Raw genomic sequence first — 19,719 nt, 5'->3', positions numbered from 1 at the left:
GTTGAGCAAACGGCCTCTGCCTCAGCCCTGACTTTGTATACGCCATGCTTGCTTGCTGAGCCTCCCGCCACAAGATCTACAACCCTATATTGCCTACTGCCATCGTCCAATCTAGTGGTCTCGATCACCTTAAATCTTGGTTGCATGGTGTGTTCCCTGCTAAAGAGATGGTGATCTACAAGTACCGGTAAGACTCCTTGATTTCAACAACTGTGCAGGATTGAGCTGAGACAATTTATGTCAGCTAGTCGTATTTGCATTCTCGATCAGGGCTCGGTGTTAGGTGCCCCGAATGCGCTCGTTTCGACGTCGCAGCGCTTCCATGGCCAGCAGTAACAGTAATGCGCTGAGAACCATCATGGTTGCCGCGGCCGCGATGGTTGGATTGAGGTTCTCCTTGATACCCGCAAACATTTGCATCGGCAGGGTGCGTTGGGAAGGACTGGCTAAAAACAGCGTCACCACGACTTCGTCGAATGACGTGGCGAAGGCGAACAATGCGCCGCTCAGGACACCTGGTGCAATGAGCGGCAAGGTCACGCGCTTGAAACCGTACCAGGGTGTTGCGCCGAGGCTGGCGGCCGCCCGGGTGAAGCTGCGGTCGTAACCTTCAAGCGTGGCGTTGACGGTGATTACCACAAACGGCACACCCAGGACGGCGTGGGCGATGACCAAACCGAGATAGCTATTGAGCAAACCCCAGCTGGCAAAAAAGAAATACAGCCCGACCGCTACGATCACCACGGGTGCGACCATCGGTGAAATCATGATCGCCATGATCAGCCCCTTGCCGCGAAATTCGCCCCGGGACAGTCCGACCGAAGCGAGGGTGCCGAACACAGTGGCGAGCAAGGTCGCAGCGGGGGCAATTTTCAGGCTGTTGAGCAGAGCAGGCATCCAGTCGCTGGAGCTGAAAAACTCGCGATACCAACGCAACGACAGGCCGCTCAACGGGTAGCTCAGAAACGAACCCTCATTGAATGACAACGGGATGATGACCAGGATCGGGATGATCAGAAACATCAGCAACGCCAGGCTGTAGACGCTTAAAAAAGGGCGCAGCAGGCGGATCTCGAACGGTTCGACATGCTTCATGGCAGGCTCCTCATGGGGCTCGGTTGGCGGGGCGCGAGACCTTCGCGTACACCCAATAAAGCAACAACACGATGATCAGCAATTGACTGCCCAATGCTGTCGCCATGCCCCAGTTGATGGTGGTATTGGTGTAGTACGCCACGAAGTAGCTGATCATTTGATCCCCCGGGCCACCCAGCAGTGCAGGGGTGATGTAGTAACCGATGGCCATGATGAACACCAGCAACGCACCGGCCGTGACGCCGGCATACGTCTGCGGCAGGTAGACCCGCCGAAACGCAGTGAAAGGGTGGGCACCGAGTGAAATCGCCGCGCGCTCGTAGCGGGAGTCGATCCCTTTCATCACGGCATACAGCGGCAGGATCAGAAAGGGCAGCAGAATGTGGGTCATCGAAATCAGCACGCCGGCGCGGTTGAATACCAATTGCAGCGGCTTGTCGAGCATGCCCAGATCGATCAGCGTGTTGTTGATCAGGCCGCCCGATTGCAGCAGAACAATCCAGCTCGCCGTGCGCACGATCAGCGACGTCCAGAACGGCAGCAGCACCAGGATCAGCATCAGGTTGGCGCGTCGGGCCGGTTGCCGCGAGAGCCAGTAGGCCAGCGGGTAGCCCAGCAGGACGCACAGAACGGTGACCAACCCGGCGATGGTCAGCGAGCGTTTCAGTACGTCCAGGTACAGAGCTTTATCCGGCGCCACCGCGCGGATCTGGCCGGCGTCCATCTTCAGGTCGAAGGCGGCCAGCCAGTAGAAACTGGTGTAGGGTTGGCCGAGATGTTTGAGGGTCGACCAGGTCTTGATGTCGGCCAGCGCCGGCATGCCTTTTATCAGCGCGTCACGAGCATTGACGCCGTCGGCCGGCAACCGGCCCAACACGGCGGTCGAGAGGCTGCGCAAACTGGCGTTTTCGTAACCCAGCCGCCGATTGAGGGCGAACAACTGACCATTGCTGCGCGCACTGCGTAAATCGTCACCGAGGCTGCTGAACACGGATTCACCTGGTAGTGTCTGGGCATCCCAGTTGTCCAGCAAAGCCAGGGTCTTGGGCAGGGCGTTGGCCACTTCCGGGTTTTCCACGCTCTTGGTCAGGAGCGACCCGATCGGTGTCAGAAAACCCACGACCAAGAGGGCCAACAGAGGCAGGATGAGCAGCATCGAACGTCGAATGTAAGCCCGTTTGGTGGCCTGTAATTGCCTCTGCAAACGTTGCGTCTGAACCGCTGAGGGCGCGGAGGGAAGGGCGAGCGTTTCGGACATGGGAGTCTCCTTTCGTCAACACGGCCCGGACGCGTCGGCAGTCAGTGCCGACGCGATCCGGGCAGTCTGTGCGGGCAATCGATCAGCGTGCCGCCCAGGCATTGAAACGTTGTTCCAGTTCTTCGCCGTGTTCGATCCAGAAGTTGGTGTTCACTTGCAGGGCGTTCTCGAGGTTGGCCGGTGCCGTCGGCAGTTGCTCCCGGGTTTTGGCGTCAATCAGCGGCAGCGTGTCCTTGTTGGTCGGGCCGTAAGGGATGTTTTGCGCGAAGACTTTCTGGTGTTGGGGCAGGTTGGCAAAGGCAATGAACTGCTCACCCATCGCCTTGTTCGGCGAGCCTTTGACGATCGCCCAACTGTCGATGTCGTACAGGCTCTGATTCCACACCATCTTGAAATCATGGCCCTCACCCTGCGCGGCGGACACGCGGCCGTTGTAGGCCGACGTCATGACCACGTCGCCGGCGACCAGCCATTGCAGGGGTTGGGCGCCCGCTTCCCACCATTGAATATCGGGTTTGATCAGGTCGAGTTTTTTGAATGCGCGGTCAACGCCTTCGGGAGTGCCCAATACCTGATACAGCTCGGCGGGTTTTACACCGTCGGCCAGTAGGGCGATTTCCAGGGTGAATTTGGCGCTTTTGCGCAGGCCGCGTTTACCGGGATAGGTCTTGGTGTCCCAGTACGATTCCCAACCTTTCGGCGCGGATTTGAGTTTGACGCTGTTGTACGTCAGGTTGGTCGACCAGAGGAAAATCCCCGCGCCGCATTCACTGACGGCGCCGTTGACGAATTTGCTGGCATCGCCCAGAGAGCTCCAGTCCAGAGGTTCGAACAGGCCTTCGGCGCAGCCGCGGATCAAGTCGGGGCTTTCGACCTCAACCACATCCCAGCTGACCTGACCGGTTTCCACCATGGCGCGGATCTTGGCCATTTCACCGTTGTATTCCCCGGCCTGTACGGCACCTTTGCCAGCCGCCGTGAACGGTTGATAGAAGGCTTTATCCTGGGCTTCCTTGTTCAGACCGCCGAAGGACACGACGGTCAGCGGTTGAGCATTTACCTGGCCACCGAAGGCAGTCAGAACAGTCAGTGCGGCTAGACGCTTGAGCATGGCAAATATCCTGAGGTCATCAACAATGAAGGGGAGGGATCAAGCAGGCATTGCGTCGAGCGCCGAGGCGTCCGCGCTGTGCCAGCAGACGGGAACACGGTGACCTTCGCGCCAGTGAGATTGCATCTGGGCAATGGGCACTTTGACGTTGAAGTCGTGGTTGCCCGCGACGTTCAGACGGATGCGCACGTGGTCACCCAGATAGATGCATTCCTCGATGCAACCGGCCAGGCGACTGTCATAACTGGCGTCGCCATCGAGGGTGACCCGTTCGGAACGAATCGACAGCGAGGTGCGGCTGCCGGTGGCCAAACCCGAGGTGGTGCGGGCTGTCAGCTGTTCGCCCTGATCAAGCTGCACCTGACAGTGGTCGATACTGAATGCGCCCAACACACCGGGCAGGACGTTGGTATCGCCCATGAACGTGGCCACGAACGAGTTGGCTGGGCGTTCATAAAGCGCCTGCGGCGTGTCGACTTGCTGGATCACACCATCGTTGAAAATCGCGATGCGGTCGGACAAGGTCAGGGCTTCCGCCTGGTCATGGGTGACGAACACCACCGTCAGGCCGAGGTCGCGGTGCAGGCGACGAATTTCCAGCTGCATCTGTTCGCGCAACTGTTTGTCCAGGGCGCCCAACGGTTCGTCCATCAACACCAGCTTCGGTTCGAAAATCAGCGCGCGGGCGAGGGCTATGCGCTGCTGTTGGCCACCGGACAGTTGTGCGGGGAAGCGCTTGGCGAGATCGCCCAGGCGCACCATCTCCAGGGCTTTCTTGACCCGGGTTTCTATCTCATGGCGCCTCATGCCTCGCACTTGCAACGGGAACGCCATGTTTTCGGCGACGCTCATGTGCGGGAACAGGGCGTAGTTCTGGAACACCATGCCGATGCCGCGACGATGGGCGGGGACGCTTTCGATGGCATTGCCTTCAAGAAAGATCTGCCCCTGCGTCGGGGTTTCGAACCCGGCCAGCATCATCAAGCTGGTGGTCTTGCCGGAACCGGACGGGCCGAGGAGGGTGAGGAATTCGCCCTGCGCGACGTCCAGGTCCAACCGCTTAACCACGGTCTTCAGACCGTCGTAACTTTTCTCCACCCCTTTGAAGCGGACGAAAGCGCTGGCACTGTTACCTGTCATCTCAAACCCTCCAAATGTGTTTCTGTGTTGAAGCATGATGCATCATGTTTTTATCAAAGCAGAATCCGTGCCACTGAACGTATCCAGCCTGGTGCGAGGTTCTTCGGGTGAAAGCGCTTATGAGGCCGCACCACAACCGTGCGAGGGTGTTTCAGTCGCTCCGGATTGGGGGCTTGCGCCGGTGTCGATGCAGGCTCAGGAAAGCCTGCTTCGGCAAGATGTGATGCTTAGTTCAGGCTGCTCAAGGTTTCATCCAGGCGTTCAAGCAGCAGATCCGCATGCTCCCGGGCGAAAACCAGCGGCGGACGAATTTTCAGAATGTTGGTCTGTGGCCCCGTGGCACTGATCAGTACCTGACGGCGGCGCATGCCGTTGACGACCGCCGCCGCGGCGCTTGTTGCCGGGGCTTGCGTCTCGCGGTCTGTCACCAGCTCGACGCCGATGAACAGGCCTTCGCCACGCACATCGCCAATCACTTCATGGCGCTCAGCCAATGCCTGCAGCCCGACCTTGAGGTAGTCGCCGACCTTTAGCGCATTGGCTTGCAGGTCTTCTTCGCGCAACACCCGTAGTACCGCGTGGGCCGCGCTGCAGGACACCGGATTGCCGCCGTAGGTATTGAAATAACGCTGTTGCCGACCGAATTGATCGAACAGCGCCGAACGGCCGACCACAGCCGCTACCGGATGGCCGTTGCCCATGGGTTTGCCCAGCGTGACCAGATCCGGAATCACCGAGTCGCGGGCAAACCCCCAGCGCTGCCCACCGGTGCGGCCGAACCCCGGCTGCACTTCATCGGCGATGTACAGCCCACCGGCCTCGCGTACGCACTGCGCGGCCGCCGCCAGTTCGCCGTTCGCCGGGCTGAACACGCCGTCACTGGAGAAAATGCTGTCGACCAGTAGCGCCGCGGGCTTGATGCCCTTTGCCTGCATGTCTTGCACCGCCGCTTTGACGCTGGCGACGAAATCAGCGGTTCGACGGTAGGAATCCGGAGCGTCCACCAGACGCACATGGCTGGCAGTGGCCAGACCGGTGGCCAGCGAGGGCGATACCTCGGCCAATGCACTGGTCACGCCGTGATAGGCCCAGCGAGTCACAATGATGCCGGTGCCTCCGCTATGGCAGCGGGCGATGCGCAGCGCCAGGTCGTTCGCCTCGCTGCCGGTGCAGGTCATGGTCAGGTTATCGAGCGGCGGGGGAAACTCGCTGAGCAGATCTTCGGCGTAGTCGACGATCGAGGGGTGCAGATAACGTGTGTGGGTATTCAGCCGGGCACTTTGCTCGGCAATCGCCGCGACCACGGCAGGGTGACAGTGACCGACGGAGGCCACGTTGTTATAGGCATCCAGGTACGCGCTGTTGTCCTGGTCGTAGAGCCACACACCTTCACCTCGCACCGGAGCGAACGGCTCCTCGTAAAACAATCGATAGCTGGCCCCCAAGGTGCGTTGGCGACGGACGAGCAGTTCAGCGGTGGTGGATGAACTCATGGGGCCTCCGGTGTGCAGGCGTTGATCAGGCTTTGGGTCAGCAACCCTTCGGGCAAGACGCTGAGGCATTGCAGATTGCTCCAGGTGGTGCGCAGGTTGCGCAGCACGTAGGTGCGGTTATCCGGATACAGGCTGGCGCGCCACTGGGCGATGGTGATGGCCATAGCCATGCGCATGGCGATCAGTTGGCCTAACACCTCCAATTCCTCGCGCTGCAGCGGAATCCGCGCGTTGTAAGCGGCGACGAAGGCCTTGATCTGCCATAGCGGATCGCTCGCGTCAGCGTCGAACTGGTAAGAAAGTGCCGTCCCCAGCTCGTTGATCAACGGCGCGTGGAGCGCGTCGCCGAAGTCGATGATGGCCGAGACGCGGCTGCCGGTTGCGCAGTCGAGCATGACGTTGTGCGGGTTGAGGTCGTTATGAATCACCTGCGCCCTGAGTCTGGCCAGGCGCGGTTTCACCGAGGTTTCGTAGCGGTCCAGCAGACTTGACACCAACGGCAGTTGATCGGCGTCCAGGTAATCCAGATACGGCCTGACCCGCTCGGCGTGGCCGACATCCCAGAGCAGGTTGCGGTAGGCCGCCGTATGCTGAAAGTCCTTGAGGGCGAGATTGACTTCGGCCAGGGATGTACCGAGTTCGTGCATCAGTGCGACGCTGGGCGTGCCCAGGTTCTGCGAAATGCCGTCCAGGTAGCTGACGGTGCGCAGTGTCAGTGACTGCCCGTTGACCCGCACGTTCGGTTCAACTTCGCCGCCGCGCGAGGGCAACACCCGTGGAACCGGCAGGTGTGCGCCATGTTCCTCGATGTGCAGCAATGCCTGGGTCTGGAAGCTGATGACGTTGGGATCTTCGGCCGCATTGATGAATTTCAGGACGAAGGCGCCGGTGCTGGACTGGATGAGAAAGTTGGCATCGCGTTCGCCATTCAGCAGCTTCAGCGTCCCTTTGAGGCCGTATACCCGATCGGCGATTTCCAGCGCTTCGGCAGGCGACACGCTGGGCGCCTCGGTGGTCATCAAATCGGCGCAACACACCTTGTCCATGATCGCCTCAGACATGCTGGCCACCATTGACGTGAATTTCCGCACCGTTAACGTAGGAAGCACCGCTGGTGCACAGGAAATAGATCAACGAGGCGACTTCCTCGGGTTGGCCCAATCGATTCATCGGAACCAGCCGCTGGACAATATCGGCGGTGCCCGGGGACAGGATGGCGGTGTCGATTTCGCCAGGGGCGATGGCATTGACCCTAACCCCGTGCGGGCCGAAGTCGAAGGCCATTTCCCGGGTCAGTGCCGAGAGTGCCGCCTTGGAAGTGGCGTAGGCTACACCAGCGAAAGGGTGCACCTTGGAACCAGCAATGGACGTGACATTGATGATGCTGCCCTGGGCGGCTTTCAGTTCATCGAACAGGCCACGAGCGAGGAGGGCGGTGGAGAACAGGTTGACGTTGAACACCTTCAGCCACGTGGCGTAATCGGTTTCCAGCACGCCGAGTCGACCGCCTTCCGGGCTTTTTGGTGATACGCCGGCGTTGTCCACCAGCGCATCCAGGCGTCCCCCCAGTTTTTCCTTAATGGTCGCCAGGCTGGCGCTGACACTGTCAATGTCCTCCAGATCCAGGTGGATATGGTTGAGCAAGCCTTCCGCCCACGGGCATTCAGCGACCCAGTTTTGCCGGGAGGCGGTGAACACTTCCCAGCCAGCCGCGTTGAAGTGCTTGACCGTCGCATGGCCGATGCCGCGGCTGGCTCCGGTCAAAAGAAGCTTTTTTTTCTCGCTCATGGACGCATCTCTATCAATTGATGTTTGATGCATCATGTTTTTAGACGAAGTTGCTGTCAATAGCCGTTCAAGGAAAAGCTGACGTTAGGAGGCTGCTTCCTGACTGACAGCTATGAATTCCAGCATTTTTTGATTGCCATCCAGAATGTCCGTCTGAATCGCGTGCTTGGCCGCCGCGGCATCTTGCTGGCGCAGGGCATCGAGTATCTCAACATGGTGCTCGATGGCCATGGTCAGGGAAAAGTGCGCGTAGGCCTGGGCAATCAATGGGCCTGCACGCATCCACAAGCTATCCAGATAACTGCGCAGTAGAGGCATGCGAGCGGCTTCCGCGATCAAAAAGTGAAACTCGCTATTCAGGCGTAGTGCTTCAGGAAGGTCATTATTGTTGATGGCCTCGAGGTTGCGTTGGATATTGTCATCGATGCGCGCCAGATCGCTGGAAGTTGCAAGCCGTGCCGCGGTTTCGGCGCCCAGACCTTCGAGATTCAGCCGAAGCGTGCGGATTTCCAGATACGCCGCACTATCAAGCACGGGCACCCTGATGTCTTTTGGGGTCTTGAGCACCAGAGCTTTCTCTTTGGCCAGTTGCAGAATGGCGTCCCGTACTGGTGTGACGCTCGTCCCCAACTGACTGGCCAGTTCTCGGATGCGCAGTCGATCGTCCGGTTTGAGCCCGCCTGTGATCAACGCGTTGCGCAGTTGGGAATAAACGTTGCTGCCCAGATAGGTGTGAGTGATAACGTCGAGGGGGTAAGACATGGATCACCGAGTGCAATGGAACAGGTTGGTCAACGACTATACAACATGATGCATTAACCCTTTTGCGAAAATTGGCATGCAGTATTGATAGGCGTTGGCCCGCACGGTTGGGGCGTTGAGAGAGGAGGCTGTGCTCAAGGTGGTGTTCGCCAAATCATGACCTTGGCGACGCTTTCAGTGGGCAGTGGCCTTTTCGGCCAAAACTTGCGTCGGGCGCGTCATTCAACGGTGGCGCCAAACGTTGAGGGGGGTGTGCTTAAGCTAAAGCTGTTCTTCTAGGCGGCTGAAGTCAGCCGCCTGCAATTGCTGAACTATTTAGAGTTAATTATCTCGCGGTAGAATCAATGGCGTCGTCATTGCTGTGCGAGTATAAAAGTAGTTCACGTTTGCCTTTTGTCGAGATATATGCACCAAGCAAAAGACGCATTATCGCTTCTCAGGACCGAAGGACGTTTCAGGCGGTAAGCATCATTTCGCTAAGATTCCTTGCATCGAAGTAAGGCGTGGCCTTCCCGGAAAAGTACGTTGAGCCTGATGTTTACCCGTAACAAGAGATATAAAGCGTCTCAGCCTGCTACGAAAAAGCGACCCACATTTCGAAAGCTCACAATCATCCCGCGATGATTACACCCCAAATTGATCCATTACTTGCGACTGTATATGGTCAGAAATAATAGAGCATTTGCACCGTCGCGGTGGCCTGCTTGCGGTCGCTGCCATTGCCAAAAGGTTTGTCATCATCGCTGCCGGTAAACCAGTCATATCGGATCTCAGGGCGTAACGATAGATTACGCGTGGCTTCATAGCGAAAGCCCAAAGTCAGCGCGTTGAATGCACCGTGAGCTGTAGATACCGGGAACAGTGCGAAGCCGTCGGGATCCGCGAAATGTTCTGCTCTCGCCGAGAAGATAAGGTCTTCGCGATATTGATAACTCAGCGAACTGTTCACGCCCCACCATTGAGCGCCTGAGAACCGTGGACCTGTCACGATGTCGACAGTATCAGCTTTGCCATCGCCACTTTGGCGTCCATACACAGCCTCGGCGCCGATTGACCAATGCTGGTTAAGCGCGAACCAGCCATTCAATGAATGTTGCTGCTTGAGTTGGCCATTGGATGAAATCAAACGCGAAGTCGGTGCTTGAATATCATCGATGGATTTATTCTGCTCGTCACCAATTAGAACTTCATAATCGATCCAGCCTTGCATGTCGGCTCTGCGCCAACGTATTGCGCCTAGCACCGATTTTCTGTCGTTATTGTCCCTCAGGTTATTCCAGCCCTGCACAATGCCTAGCTCGCCGCCAAGCAGACTTGATTCGGTACTGATTAGCCTCGTACCCAGCACGACACCGCTGACGGTCGCTGGCTCGGTTACAAATGCATAAGTTTTGGTAGCAAAAGCGTTGCGAGCAATGCGGATGTTCGGTGGAATCTCGTAGCCTACTCCCGGTCCGAAGATCCCGGCCATGACGCTGATCCCAGTGCCAACAGGCAGATAGGCCGTGCCAAACAGGTCGGGAAACGCGTAGAAGTTTTGCCGGCTTCGCTGAGCTTTGGCCGAGTCTGATGCGCCCGGCTCATTCACCCCCCAGTGCTCATCCCAGCCCGTGGTTCGCGCAAATTGACCGTCGCGACCATAGAGCAACCCGAAAGTGAAACCGAATGACGCCTCGGTAGGCTGCGGTCCCGGTAGTGGCGTAGCGCGCGGAACATAGCTGGTATTAAGAGGCTTTTCGATAAACAGGTTGAAAAAGGACAATTGAAACTTTTCGTCGGCGTATCCCGCCACGGGCAAGTTGGTCAGGCCGCCTTGGCGCTCACTACGGGTCGATGTATTGTTGCGTGAAAACCCCGCATCAACGACGCCATAAATGCGAATACCGGTGTCTCTTTTCAACTCAGGTATCAGCCAGGTTGCCAAGTCACCTTCTCCCGACTGGGAGGGAGGCGCCGCGCACAGGGTGCACGAAAACATTGCGCACAGCGAAGCGATAGGAATACGCATAGAGCAATTACCTTATTGTTATTGTTTGTCCAGTGGGTATTGCGTGCGCGACCCGAAGATCGTCTAAAAGGCGGGGGAGTTACTCATGGCTTGGCCCTGTTGTTCTTATAGTCGAGTGCCCAGACGGTAATTTCACGTCCCCCGCACAACAAGTGCAATCTGGGCGAATAGATAATTCGCCGAAAACGAACAACTCGTCTACTTCGGCGCCCGAGCGCTCGGTCGGTGCCGGACCGCTGTTCGCGTTTCGCGAACAGTCATTTCGCCCATAATGGCCTTGTTAGGGCGTGGGGGGGGCCTTAACGTTGAGCCACTCAAACACAAAAATAACAGGGCTAAGACGATGAGTACTCAATCTGCATTCGAAACAGTTTTCGGCTCGCTGGCGCACTACACCAAGGGCTCTATCGAGCTGGTGACCGGAAAAAAAAGCCACTATGCCTTCTCCAATATCTTCGAAGTCGCCGCACAATCGGCACCCTACGAGAAAGTCGTCGTGGGTCTCAATCTCGGCTATGTGATCGAAACGCTGCGCGCTGAAGGCACTTCTCCCTGGTTCACCTGTGCCCACGACGAATTCGTCATCTCGGTCGACGGCAGCGTACGCGTCGACTTCCTCAAGCTCGACGCGGCAACGGCGCAAGGCGAGGGAAGCCAGTTTGCTGGTGAACTGCCGAAAGGTCGGCCTATGGGCTATGTGCTGCTCAAGCGCGGCCACCAGGCACTGCTACCTGCCGGCTGCGCTTATCGCTTCGAAGCCAGCGCCCCCTGTGTGCTGCTGCTGCAAACCGTGCAGGGCGCGCTCAGCGTCGAGAAGTGGACTGACATCTGCCTGAAATAATCCGTGTTCTGACCTCGACATCACTCCAAAAATAACAGGAGCCAATCATGGCTATGCTCGAAGCAGTTGAAACCGAGAACGCACTGTCGTTTGACAACCTGGTGGACGCCAGCGCCGCCCACCCTATCACCGGCTACAAGGCTTATACGCTGGGTGCCTTCAAACTCTCGCGCGACGAATACTTCGCCCGTATCGAATGGCCGGCCAAGGGTGAGCGCCGCTCGCACCTGATTCCGGCGGACGCTTTCCTGCGCGCCGTCATGCGTGACGTGGCGTGGGGCTTTTTCTACGGCTGGGTAAACTTCGACCACGTCTTTGGTACTCGCAACCTGTACGGCAAGGTCGACATGTACGCGGGCACCTTCAATGGTGTCTTAAAAGCCGCCGGTGTCGACTACACCGAGCAGTTCGAAACGCCGCAGATCATGGCCACCTTCAAGGCGATCCTGCGCGACTGGACCAACGCCGGCTTTGACCCGTTTGCCGCACCTTCCGAAACCGGTACGGCATTTGGCCGCAAGCACGGCGACAACATCGAGGCAATCGAGCGTTTCCGCGTTGCCACTCGGCGTATGCCAGGTCTGGAAGGGGATTCGCCGTTGCGCGACGACCTGCCGGTCAACCGCCATTTTGCCGATGTGGCCCAGGACGAGCCCGAAGTACACGCCGCCGAGGGTTTTGAAGGCCAACTGCACGCCTTCAGCCTGTTCAAGTACCTGTCGCGCTCCGACGTTAGCTGGAACCCTTCGGTGACCTCTGTGTGCCGAACCAGTCTGTTCTGCCCGACCACCGAAGAGTTCGTCCTGCCGATTGTGCATGGCAATGACCGGATCGAGTGGTTCCTGCAGCTCAGCGACGAGATCGTCTGGGATATCGGTGACAAGGACGATGGCAATCCCCGTGCTCGGATCACCATGCGCGCCGGCGATATCTGCGCGATGCCCGCCGACATCCGCCACCAAGGCTACTCGACCAAACGCTCGATGCTGCTGGTCTGGGAAAACGCTACCCCCAACCTGCCTCAGCGTTACGAAAGCGGCGAACTCAAGCCATACCCCGTCGAGTTTTGATTGTCGCGGCCCAGCGATTCAGGCTGGGCCGGCATCCTTATACCAGTGCATTTCACAGTGCCTATCCAGGCACTGCAGGGAGTCTTTGCTCATGCAAAACCAATTGTTCATTGATGGCCAGTTCGTCCCCGCCCTTGAAGGCGGCGAGATCGATGTCATCAACCCTACCAACGGCGAGCTGATCACGCGCATTGCCGCGGCGCAGGCCGAGGACGTCGATCTCGCAGTGGCCGCGGCCAAGCGCGCATTCCCAGGCTGGGCGGCCACGCCGGGCGCTGAGCGGGGGCGGCTGCTGATGAAGCTGGCCGACCGCATCGAGGCCTGCAGTGATGAGCTGGCGCGCCTGGAGTCGCTGGATACTGGCCATCCCCTTCGGGATTCACGGATCCTCGACGTACCGCGCACGGCCGCCTGTTTCCGCTATTTTGGCGGTATCGCCGACAAGATAGAAGGCAAGGTGATTCCGGTCGACGCAGGCTTTCTCAACTACGTGCAGCGCAAGCCAATCGGCGTCGTGGGTCAGATCGTGCCGTGGAATTTTCCACTGATGTTCACCAGCTGGAAGATGGGCCCGGCGCTGGCTGCAGGTAATACCGTGGTGCTCAAGCCGTCAGAGCTGACGCCGCTGTCGACGCTGCGCATCGCTGAGCTGATGAAAGAAGTGGGCTTCCCGGACGGCGTGGTCAACATCGTCCCAGGCTACGGCCATACTGCTGGGCAACGCCTGGCCGAACACCATGATGTCGCCAAGATCGCTTTCACCGGCTCTACCGCCACTGGGCGGCGTATCGTCGAAGCCTCCCAAGGCAACCTCAAACGCGTGCAGCTGGAGCTGGGCGGCAAGGGGGCCAACATCGTTTTCGAAGACGCCAATCTCGACGCCGCCGTCAACGGCGCCGCCTGGGCGATCTTCCACAACCAGGGCCAGGCCTGCATCGCCGGTTCACGGTTGCTGCTGCAAGAAAGCATCGCCGATGAGTTTCTCGAGCGCTTCATCACCCTGGCCCGTTCGATTCGCCTGGGCGACCCCCTGGATCCGAATACCGAGATGGGTCCACTAACCTCGTCGTTGCATCGCGACCGCGTACTGTCGTTCGTCGACATCGCCCGCCAGCAGGGCGGCCGTATTCTTACCGGTGGCAAGGCGCCAAGTGATCCCGCGCTGGCTTCGGGTTTCTATGTCGAGCCTACTATCGTTGAAGCCAAGCCTGGTGACCGTGTCGCCCAGGAAGAGGTGTTCGGCCCGTTCGTGACGGTGCTGCGTTTTTCCACCGAGGAGGAGGCGCTGGAGATTGCCAACGGCACCGACTACGGCTTGGGCAGCGGGCTGTGGACTCGTGACCTGCAGCGTGCGCACCGTGTGGCGGAGCAGATCAACGTCGGCATGTGCTGGATCAACTGCTACAAGCGTGTCAGCCCCGGCAGCCCGTTCGGTGGCTTGGGTCAATCCGGTTACGGCCGGGAGATGGGATTCGACGCCATTCACGACTACACCGAGGCTCGCTCGGTATGGGTCAACGTCAACGCCAAGATCCTTCCCCATTACCCGCGCTAAGGTGACCCCATGAACGCATTCATCTATCAAGGCACGCCGACCCGAGTGATTTTCGGCGCTGGCAAACTGGCCAGCCTCAGTGACGAAATCCAGCGCCTGGGCGCGCGTCGCGCGCTGATCCTGACTACCCCAGAGCAACAGGAACTGGGCGAACAGGTCGCGCGGTTACTGGGTGATCGCAGCGCAGGCGTCTACCCCCAGGCGGTGATGCACGTGCCATTGGAAACCGCGCAAGCGGCTCGCGAGGAGGCCGTGCGCCGCGAAGCGGATTGCTGTGTGGCCGTTGGTGGTGGTTCGACCATCGGCTTGGGTAAAGCCATCGCCATGGACAGCGGCTTGCCGATCCTGGCGGTGCCGACCACGTACGCCGGATCGGAAATGACCCCGATCTACGGCTTGACCGAAAACCGGTTGAAGAAAACCGGTCGCGATCCACGGGTCCTGCCTAAGACCGTGATCTACGACCCGGAGCTGACGCTGACCCTGCCAGTGGGTATGTCGGCCTGCTCGGGCATGAACGCCATGGCCCATGCGATCGAAGCCCTGTACGCCGAAGACGCCAACCCGGTGATCTCGTTGATGGCCGAAGAGTCGATCCGCGCATTGGCGCAAGCACTGCCGAAAATCGTCGACGACCCGCAAAACGTCGAGGCTCGTGGTCAGGCGCTGCAAGGCGCATGGCTGGCCGGCATCTGCCTGGGTTCGGTGGGTATGGCGATCCACCACAAGCTGTGTCACACCCTCGGCGGCACCTTCAACCTGCCGCACGCCCAGGCCCACGCCATCGTCCTGCCCCACGCGGCGCACTACAACCGCCGCGCGGCGGCCGAGCCGTTGCGCCGCGCTGCACGAGCATTGGGCGGCGAGCAAGCCGATGAAGTCGGGCCGCTGCTGTACGAATTGAACCGCCGCCTTGGCATTCCCTTGGCGTTAGTCGAGTTCGGCTTTCCCGAGCATGGTCCAGCCGAAGCGGCGAGCATTGCCTGTGCCAGCCCGTACTACAACCCGCGGCCGTTCGAACAGGATGCCATTGAGGCACTGCTGACCCGGGCGCTGAAGGGACATGCACCGGCCTGAAGGTGTTGCCGCTGTCCGTCGATTGCCACACGAGAATAACGAGATGAATAACCTCGACTTGTCTTCCGAGCGTGAGATTACCGCCCGCGCCATCAACAGCTTTGCGCACACACCCGATGCACGCCTGCGCTTTTTGCTGCAGACACTGGTGGGGCATCTTCACCAGTTTGCCAGCGAAGTCGAGCTCAGCGAGGCCGAGTGGTTGCAGGCGATCCAGTTCCTCACGGCCACCGGGCAGAAGTGTGACGACGTGGTGCGTCAGGAATTCATCCTGCTCTCGGATGTGCTGGGGCTGTCCATGCTGGTCGACGCCATCGAGCACCGTAGTGGCGTCGAGGCGACGCAGAGCACAGTGTTTGGACCGTTCTACATCGCCGGCATGCCCGAACGGGAATACGGCGAAAACATGGCGTTGATTCCCGGCAGCGCCTCGTTGATCACCGGTTATGTGCGCGACGCCGCTGGCAACCCTTTGTCGGGAGCCACCCTGGATGTCTGGCAGACCGCCGAAAACGGGCAGTACTCGGGTCAGGACGTCGCGCAGCCGCACGGCAACCTGCGAGGTCGTTATCGCACGGATGAACAGGGCCGCTATGCGATTCGCAGTGTGGTGCCGGTGAGTTATCCGATCCCCACCGACGGCCCGGTTGGCGATCTGCTGCAGGCCAGCGGCCGCCATCCGTGGCGCCCGGCGCACTTGCATTTCATGCTCGATGCGCCGGGTCATCGACGCCTGGTGACCCATCTGTTCAACGACGACGATCCCTATATTGATTCTGACGCAGTCTTTGGGGTCAAGGATTCGCTGCGCGTCGTGTACGAACCGCGGTTCGCCAGCGATCAACTGGCCGAGCAATACGATATCGGTACGGATTTCCACGTCGTGACGTTCGACTTCGTCTTGGAGGCCACGGTATGAACCAGTTCTTTGCCATCTTCGCCACCGACAAGCCGGACCACGAGCCATTGCGCAGGGAGATTCGCCCTAGGCATCGCGAATACCTGCGTGAGCCCCACCCCCATCGTGTGGTGGTGTGCCTGGGCGGGCCAACGTTGAGCAACTGCGAAGGAGTCATGAATGGCACCCTGCTGGTGGTGGAGGCCGGCAGCTTGAGCGAGGCCGAGGCTTTTTTTGCCGACGATCCCTATGCCCAGGCCGGACTGTTCGAGCGCGTCGAGATCCGGCCTTGGAGCTGGGGACTGGGTAATCCCCAGATGGGAGCATGAGCCGTGGCGAATATTAGGCTGTGCGCCCTCGATCAGGTGCCCGATGGTGGAGCACTCGGGCTTGAGGCGACGCTGCGAGGCCAAGCCACTGCCTTGATCGCGGTGCGGCGGGGTACGCAGGTGTGGGTCTACCGCAACCGCTGCCCGCATTTTTCCATTCCCTTGGACTATCAACCGGGGTCGTTCAGCACCTATCAGACGCAACTGCTGATGTGCGCGCACCACGGGGCGATGTTTCGTTTCGAAGATGGTCACTGCATCGATGGTCCGTGCGAAGGCGCGCATCTGGACAGCGTCCCGGTGTACCAGCAGGACGGCTTGCTGTGGTTGGCCGAGGTTCAGAACGCACCCACGAAGGTGCACCTATGACAGGAGAGCAACGCTATGACACTTGATGTCGAGTCTGTCCGATTGCTTGAGCAATTGGCCGAGAGCGGCTTGAAACCGTTTCATTTAATGAATCCCTACGAGGCTCGTGAAGTCATGACGAGCCTGCGCCCGTCAGCTGTGGGGCCGACCATGCACAGCGTCGAGGAGGTGCAATTGGGTGGGGCGCGCCTGCGTGTATTGACGCCCAGCGCCTCGGTACGCGGCGCCATCCTCTACTTGCATGGGGGGGGCTGGGTCGTGGGTGGGCCCGACGACTTCGACCACTTCGCTCGCCAGCTGGCGCACCGTACCGACTGCACTGTGGTCCTGGTCGATTACCGGCTGGCCCCGGAGTTTCCTTTTCCGGCCGCCCTGGATGACGTCGAGCGTGCTGCACAATGGCTAGTGGCTCATCGCGAGCAGCTCGCCGGCTCGGCCAACGGACCACTGATCGTCGCGGGCGACAGTGCCGGCGGCAACCTGGCGGCCGTGTTCGCCCAGCGTGCTGCTCAGCGTGGCCAGTTGCACTGGGCCTTGCAGGTGTTGATTTATCCGGCCACCCAGGCGGATCTCGACGGGCCAGGTTATCTGGATCCGCAACGGCAACTGTTGCTGACCCGTGAGGACATGCGTTGGTTCTGGGATCACTACCTGCCGGATGCCAACGAGCGCCAGCAGGTTTCGGCATCACCGTTGGCGGCAATGGACTTTCGTGGCGTGCCACCGGCGGTGGTGCTGACTGCGGAACTCGATGTGCTACGCGACGAAGGCCAAGCCTACGCGAACCGGCTGGCGGAGGCCGGCATCGTTGTGAGTGAACGCTGTTTCAGCGGGCAGATGCATGGCTTCGTGACTATGCCTTTCCTGCGTGCCAGCCGCGAGGCGTTGGATTGGCTGAGTGAGCAGATCGATCCCTGGTTGCAGACCGATTAAGCCTTGTACGACCGATCGTCAATACCCCGACAACAAGAATAAGAGGTTTACATATGAGCACCTATAACACCACTGTGGCTTCCCTTGAATGTGATGATGAAACCCTGCGTGGGCACCTGCAGGGGGCCGATATTCCGACCTTGCTGATGACCGTCGCGCACCTGACTGGCGAACTCGATGTGCTCAAGCCGGACTGGAAGCCTGTCGTTGCCATGGGCGTGGCGGGAAGCGGGATGAGCGCCGAGGTCGAAGCCGAGGTGCGAGAATTTTGCTTGCACAGACTAATGGCCTTTCGCGACAGTGGGATGCCCGTGCCAGCGCGGCCGACCAGCGACCAGTTGCACGCCATCGGGACCTGGCTGATGGGTCCTGTCATCGAGCCCTATCTGCCCCTGGTCGCCGAGGAACTGGTGACGGCCGAAGAAGACCCTCGCGCCCCTCGCTGGCATAAAGAACATGTGGCCGCCGGCCGTGACTTTAAGGTGGTGATCATCGGCGCGGGCGAGAGCGGCATGATCGCGGCGTTGCGCTTTAAGCAGGCCGGTGTGCCTTTTGTTGTCTATGAGAAAGGCGGCGATGTCGGCGGTACCTGGCGCGAAAATACCTACCCGGGTTGCCGCATCGACATCAACAGTTTCTTCTACAGCTTCTCCTTCGCCCGCAGCACCTGGGACGACTGTTTCGCACCCGGCCCACAGGTGTTCGGCTACATGCAGGCGGTGGCGCGGGAGAAAGGGCTGTATGAGCATATTCAATTTAACACTGAAGTCACTGATGCCCATTGGGACGAAGACAGCCAGCGCTGGCAACTAATCTGCCGCGACAGTGCCGGGCAAACCCGCGTCGACAGCAACGTGGTGGTGTTCGCCGTCGGGCAACTTAATCGGCCGATGATCCCGGCCATTCCTGGCAAAGAGACGTTCCAAGGCCCGGCATTCCACTCGGCGCAGTGGGACCACAATGTCGACTGGCGCGGTAAGCGCGTTGCCGTGATCGGCACGGGGGCGAGTGCTGCCCAGTTCATCCCGCAATTGGCCGAGACCGCCGCCGATCTCAAGGTCTTCGCGCGCACCACCAACTGGCTGCTACCCACGCCCGATCTGCACGAGAAAATCTCCGACAGCTGTAAATGGTTGCTCGCCAACCTGCCCAACTACAGCCTGTGGTACCGGGCGGCTATGGTCATGCCGCAGAGCGTCGGCTTTCTTGAGGATGTCGTTGTCGATGTCAATTACCCACCGACAGAAGTCGCGGTATCGGCGCGCAACGATCAATTGCGCCGGGACATCAGTGCCTGGATGGAGCCGCAGTTCGCTGACCGGCCGGACCTGCGCGATGTGCTGATTCCGGATTCTCCCGTCGGCGGCAAGCGCATCATCCGTGACAACGGCACCTGGATCTCGACGCTCAAGCGCGACAACGTCAGTATGATTCGCCAGCCTATCGAGGCGATCACGCCCAAGGGCATCTGCTGTGTCGACGGCACTGAATACGAGTTCGATCTGATCGTCTACGGCACCGGCTTTCATGCCTCCAAGTTTCTTATGCCGATCAACATCACCGGGCGCAACGGCCTGGCCCTGCACGAGGTCTGGAAGGATGACGATGCTCGGGCCTATATGGGCATGACCGTGCCTGGATTCCCTAACATGTTCTGCATGTACGGGCCAAACACAGGGCTGGTGGTGTACAGCACCATTATTCAATTCTCCGAGTTCACCGCGACCTATATCGTCGATGCCGTGCGGCTGTTGTTGGAGGGGGGGCACCAGAGCATGGAGATCAAGCCGCAGGTGTTCGAGAGCTACAACCAGAGGGTCGACCAGGCCAATGGCTTGCGCGCCTGGGGCTTCTCCAAGGTCAACAGTTGGTACAAGAACAGCAAAGGACGGGTCACCCAGAACTTCCCGTTTAACGCCGTAGAGTTCTGGCGCCGGACTCATGAAGTCGAGCCGACCGATTACCACCTTTCCTGATCGCTTCGCTGGCGAG

At 59.6% G+C, this 19,719-nt stretch carries 18 protein-coding genes; 9 read left to right on the top strand and 9 right to left on the bottom strand.

Annotated features, from left to right (window positions below; translation table 11 throughout):
• Positions 1–279: 279 nt before the first annotated feature.
• The 9 genes from ACYZUD_RS10260 to ACYZUD_RS10220 all read right to left on the bottom strand — a co-directional run bounded on the left by ACYZUD_RS10260 (position 280) and on the right by ACYZUD_RS10220 (position 10,571).
• Complete coding sequence (locus ACYZUD_RS10260; protein WP_462025018.1) at positions 280–1,065, bottom strand: ABC transporter permease; 786 nt, start codon at positions 1,063–1,065, stop codon at positions 280–282.
• Between the two features lie 40 nt (positions 1,066–1,105).
• Positions 1,106–2,353: an ABC transporter permease gene (locus ACYZUD_RS10255; protein WP_462023890.1), complete on the bottom strand. Its 1,248-nt coding sequence runs from the start codon at positions 2,351–2,353 to the stop codon at positions 1,106–1,108.
• Positions 2,354–2,435: 82 nt separating this feature from the next.
• Complete coding sequence (locus ACYZUD_RS10250) at positions 2,436–3,464, bottom strand: ABC transporter substrate-binding protein (protein ID WP_462023889.1); 1,029 nt, start codon at positions 3,462–3,464, stop codon at positions 2,436–2,438.
• A 39-nt stretch (positions 3,465–3,503) separates the two neighbouring features.
• Complete coding sequence (locus tag ACYZUD_RS10245; protein WP_462023888.1) at positions 3,504–4,604, bottom strand: ABC transporter ATP-binding protein; 1,101 nt, start codon at positions 4,602–4,604, stop codon at positions 3,504–3,506.
• Between the two features lie 227 nt (positions 4,605–4,831).
• Complete coding sequence (locus ACYZUD_RS10240) at positions 4,832–6,097, bottom strand: aminotransferase class III-fold pyridoxal phosphate-dependent enzyme (RefSeq protein ID WP_462023887.1); 1,266 nt, start codon at positions 6,095–6,097, stop codon at positions 4,832–4,834.
• A complete protein-coding gene (locus ACYZUD_RS10235) occupies positions 6,094–7,158 on the bottom strand; it encodes a phosphotransferase (protein WP_462023886.1) in 1,065 nt (354 codons plus the stop codon). Before ACYZUD_RS10235 ends, ACYZUD_RS10240 begins: the two co-directional genes overlap by 4 nt.
• The gene (locus tag ACYZUD_RS10230; RefSeq protein ID WP_462023885.1) at positions 7,151–7,885 is read right to left on the bottom strand and encodes an SDR family NAD(P)-dependent oxidoreductase; all 735 of its coding nucleotides are present in this window, start codon (positions 7,883–7,885) and stop codon (positions 7,151–7,153) included. Before ACYZUD_RS10230 ends, ACYZUD_RS10235 begins: the two co-directional genes overlap by 8 nt.
• Positions 7,886–7,969: 84 nt before the next feature.
• Positions 7,970–8,647: a GntR family transcriptional regulator gene (locus ACYZUD_RS10225; RefSeq protein WP_462023884.1), complete on the bottom strand. Its 678-nt coding sequence runs from the start codon at positions 8,645–8,647 to the stop codon at positions 7,970–7,972.
• A 664-nt stretch (positions 8,648–9,311) separates the two neighbouring features.
• Positions 9,312–10,571, bottom strand: coding sequence for an outer membrane beta-barrel protein (locus ACYZUD_RS10220; protein WP_462023883.1), 1,260 nt, complete (start codon positions 10,569–10,571; stop codon positions 9,312–9,314).
• Positions 10,572–10,998: 427 nt separating this feature from the next.
• Between ACYZUD_RS10220 and ACYZUD_RS10215 the strand changes: the two genes are divergently transcribed.
• From ACYZUD_RS10215 to ACYZUD_RS10175, 9 genes are all read left to right on the top strand, one after another.
• Positions 10,999–11,496, top strand: coding sequence for a cupin domain-containing protein (locus tag ACYZUD_RS10215; protein WP_462023882.1), 498 nt, complete (start codon positions 10,999–11,001; stop codon positions 11,494–11,496).
• Positions 11,497–11,543: 47 nt separating this feature from the next.
• Complete coding sequence (locus ACYZUD_RS10210) at positions 11,544–12,566, top strand: hydroxyquinol 1,2-dioxygenase (protein ID WP_065836016.1); 1,023 nt, start codon at positions 11,544–11,546, stop codon at positions 12,564–12,566.
• A 91-nt stretch (positions 12,567–12,657) separates the two neighbouring features.
• Complete coding sequence (locus ACYZUD_RS10205; protein WP_462023881.1) at positions 12,658–14,121, top strand: aldehyde dehydrogenase family protein; 1,464 nt, start codon at positions 12,658–12,660, stop codon at positions 14,119–14,121.
• 9 nt (positions 14,122–14,130) lie between these two features.
• Positions 14,131–15,198, top strand: a complete 1,068-nt coding sequence (locus ACYZUD_RS10200; protein ID WP_462023880.1) for a maleylacetate reductase — start codon at positions 14,131–14,133, stop codon at positions 15,196–15,198.
• Positions 15,199–15,241: 43 nt separating this feature from the next.
• The gene (locus tag ACYZUD_RS10195; protein ID WP_462023879.1) at positions 15,242–16,117 is read left to right on the top strand and encodes an intradiol ring-cleavage dioxygenase; all 876 of its coding nucleotides are present in this window, start codon (positions 15,242–15,244) and stop codon (positions 16,115–16,117) included.
• Positions 16,114–16,425 carry a YciI family protein gene (locus ACYZUD_RS10190; protein ID WP_462023878.1) on the top strand — a complete coding sequence of 104 codons (312 nt, stop codon included), beginning with the start codon at positions 16,114–16,116 and terminating at the stop codon, positions 16,423–16,425. The genes ACYZUD_RS10195 and ACYZUD_RS10190 overlap by 4 nt, the downstream gene beginning before the upstream one ends.
• Positions 16,426–16,428: 3 nt before the next feature.
• A complete protein-coding gene (locus tag ACYZUD_RS10185; RefSeq protein WP_462023877.1) occupies positions 16,429–16,794 on the top strand; it encodes a Rieske (2Fe-2S) protein in 366 nt (121 codons plus the stop codon).
• Positions 16,795–16,809: 15 nt separating this feature from the next.
• On the top strand, positions 16,810–17,727 hold the full coding sequence (locus tag ACYZUD_RS10180) for an alpha/beta hydrolase (RefSeq protein ID WP_462023876.1): 918 nt from the start codon (positions 16,810–16,812) through the stop codon (positions 17,725–17,727).
• A 53-nt stretch (positions 17,728–17,780) separates the two neighbouring features.
• Complete coding sequence (locus ACYZUD_RS10175; protein WP_462023875.1) at positions 17,781–19,703, top strand: flavin-containing monooxygenase; 1,923 nt, start codon at positions 17,781–17,783, stop codon at positions 19,701–19,703.
• The last annotated feature ends 16 nt before the right edge of the window (positions 19,704–19,719 follow it).

It is taken from the genome of Pseudomonas sp. XS1P51 (genome assembly GCF_054897845.1).
This window is presented reverse-complemented; position numbering and strand designations above follow the sequence as displayed.